The sequence below is a fragment of the Actinomyces sp. Z5 genome (genome assembly GCF_003287795.1).
In the GTDB taxonomy this organism is placed as follows: domain Bacteria; phylum Actinomycetota; class Actinomycetes; order Actinomycetales; family Actinomycetaceae; genus Actinomyces; species Actinomyces glycerinitolerans.
This window is the reverse complement of sequence record NZ_QMIN01000095.1, coordinates 1-2,752: the sequence shown is the minus strand read 5'-3', so window position 1 is coordinate 2,752 and position 2,752 is coordinate 1. Positions and strand designations below refer to the sequence as shown.

The following is a 2,752-nucleotide window of genomic DNA, read 5'->3' as shown; positions in this document are numbered from 1 at the left end:
CACACACCACCAGCAACCCCCGCCACGACGAGCGCCAAGATCAACACAACCACAACGACGCGACGCCGAGCGCCGCGGGTAGGTCGGTGGTCGGACTCCGGGAGGGGAGCGCTCGGGGCGGGTGCGGGAGTGGTGGATTCCATGGGTCAGGATGCGGACGGGGTGCTGGTGGGCTGGTTTCTGATGGCTGCCGAGTCCGTGGCGGGTGTATCCGCCGTGTCGGTCGGTTCGCTTACAGGGGTCTTGCTGAGCTTGGGGTTTGGAATGGCGTGGTGTTCCTGAGCTTGGATGACGACGTACGTCAGCAGCTCGGGCATGACGGCCATGGCCTCCTGGGTGGTTTTGGGGCCGTCTAGGTTATTCTCTGGATGGGGAATGACCGCTGCTATTGTGAAGCCGTCTCCGAACCAGATACCGTGCACATAGTTGCTTTGGCCAGATTGCATTACCCAGAGGTAGGTGTTGCCCTCTAGTTCGGGGGTGTTGAGTTTCTGGACTCCGTTGTCGGTGTCCGCGGACATGGTCTCATCGGTCCACTTGTAACCGTTGCCCGCGTCGTACTCATTGTCGTGCCAGTATTCGATGAACGCGATGGTGCCGTACATTTCGTAGCCTCTGGCATCCGTAGCCGGTGGCCTGCCCGACGAAACAGTACAACGCCTATTCCAGCCCCCATAGGCGAGTACATGGTCGCTTCCGATGTGGCTGTCAAGGATTCGGTCGAACTCGGCAGTGTTGTAGACGTCCTGGCATACGGCCTCCGGCGGTGGCAGTACCTCCTCCTCATGTTCCCAGGGGCGCCACCAGGCCAGGGCCCCGGCGCACAGGACCGTGATGGTGAGCACGATTGCCAGCCAGCGTCGTCTCGGACTACTCGTGCTTGTATCAGGGTCTTGGATGGTGGCGTTGTTGTCTGTGGTGGGTGAGCTCATGGCTGTGTGTTACCGGTGCTGGTGGTTGGTTGTGTTATTAGTCTTCGGGCAGCTAGGTTTCCTGGGGAGTGACTGCTCTCAGGCTGAGGTTCATGAGGTCGCCGGACAGGCCGATGTCGTCACCGTTGGTGGCCCACCACTGCTGGAACTGTTCCTTCTGGGTGTCATCGGTGATGGTGATGGTCTTGGTTTCCGGGTCGTACCAGGACTGCGGGTTATCGGCGCTGGGGAAGTAGCTTTCGTCTACGAGCCCGTGTTGGACGGCGACCTCGGTAATGCTGGCGTTGTAACCGGTCGCGTCGATCTGCAGGGCGGTCACGGTGTCGTTGGACACCGCCTCCCACAGTGACAGTCCGGTGGAGCCCACGGCGGACACGGCTGCGGCGGCCGGTTCGGGGATCGCGCCCACGATGGCGAAGGCCGCGCCGGCCTGCGCCCGCTCCTTGTCGCGCCGAGTACTTGAACGCTCATTGGCCTGGTCGGCGACTGCATCCACCCACGCAGCTGCCGTGCGCCCATTGGTATAGGTGCCGGTCATGCGCGTCTGCGCCAAGGTCACCTGCTCGGGGGTCGGGGTCGATCCGTCTGCGGGGAGGTCCTCTGCGGCCTCGGCGTGCGCGGCCCGCTCGGTGTAGTTTGCGATCCCCTGCCCGGCCGCGGACACCGCGTCGTCGGAGTCCGCGAAGGACGCGACCACATGCTTCAACGCCCTGCGCTTGGACTCGGCATCGTGGGCGTAGTCGTTGGCGGTGACGTAGCCGTACTGGCGGTCCGCATCCTCCAAGATGGCCATACCGGTGATCTCGGCGGCGTGGTTGCCGGTGAACACACCGAGGTTGACCTTGGTCCGCTCAGAAGACTTGGAGAATTCATGGCTGCCGAAGTACTCCAGCGCCTGGCCGCACGCCCAGGTCGCCCGCCCGTCAAGGGCGCCGTCGGTGCTCCCGCGCTGGCTTGACACCGCCGCATAAGCGGCTGTGAGTGCCTCCTCGTTGTCGCGCACCCAGGTCCGGGAGAAGAGCAGGTCGGTGCGCTCCTGTGCGGTGATGGTGCGGCCGTCCCGGGTGGTGAACGAGATGTTCGGGTCGTAGTCGGTGATCGGGTTGGTCGCGTTGCCATCCTCATCAATCACGATCGGCGGGTTGACCAGGGTAGGCGTGAAGTACTTGTCGGCAGCCTCCAGGTTGCGGCTCATGGCGAAGAGCGGCCCCGCCATCGCGTCAGCTGCATAGCCCTCGAGATATTCGCCGGTACGGGCCGCAGAAAGGTTTCCCAGGTTCATTGGGGTGTTGTCGGTGGTCTCCATGTCGCTGGCCAGGTTGACCACGAAGTCCGTCCCATAAGTCGTATCCGACACGGACATCAGTGCGGTCACCGCAGAGGCCAGGCCCTGCTTGCCGTCGGTGGTGATGACGTCGCCCACCTCCCGGCTCAGGCCGCTGGTCATGGACTCGTTGTTCACCTCCGGCTGGGAAGCGGCCGCAAACACGTGGCCCAGCGTCGTGATCACTCGTTCGAATGAAGCGTCATCCTCCTCGCTCCGCGTCACCCAGTGACCGTACTGGTTGATGTTCTTATACGCGGTCTGCGCATCTATGGTGAGGGTGAGGAACTCCTCGGTGCCTAGTGCGTCGATGAAGGCGGCTCCGTAGGTGGGGATGTCGCGGTGCTTGTCGATTTGGTCGAGGATCTCCTCGGGGGTGCGGCCTTGGGAGGAGGTGCCGTTCTCCAGTGCCTTCTGTAGCTCTGCGGCTCCGGCGTTGGCCGCGTCGGTGATGTCGGTGGTGCCGCCTAGTAGGGTGAGTAGGTTCAGGGCGTCG

At 63.4% G+C, this 2,752-nt stretch carries 2 protein-coding genes; both read right to left on the bottom strand.

Going from position 1 to position 2,752, the window contains the following annotated elements:
* Nucleotides 1-146: 146 nt before the first annotated feature.
* A complete protein-coding gene (locus tag DRB06_RS15885) occupies nucleotides 147-932 on the bottom strand; it encodes a hypothetical protein (protein WP_146750894.1) in 786 nt (261 codons plus the stop codon).
* Between the two features lie 52 nt (nucleotides 933-984).
* A partial coding sequence (locus DRB06_RS16260) for a DUF6571 family protein (RefSeq protein ID WP_181575274.1) occupies nucleotides 985-2,752 on the bottom strand: 1,768 nt, incomplete at its 5' end.

Coding starts and splice junctions, on each gene's coding strand:
- DRB06_RS15885 (WP_146750894.1), bottom strand. CDS start 932: ATGAGCTCACCCACCACAGACAACAACGCCACCATCCAAGACCCTGAT.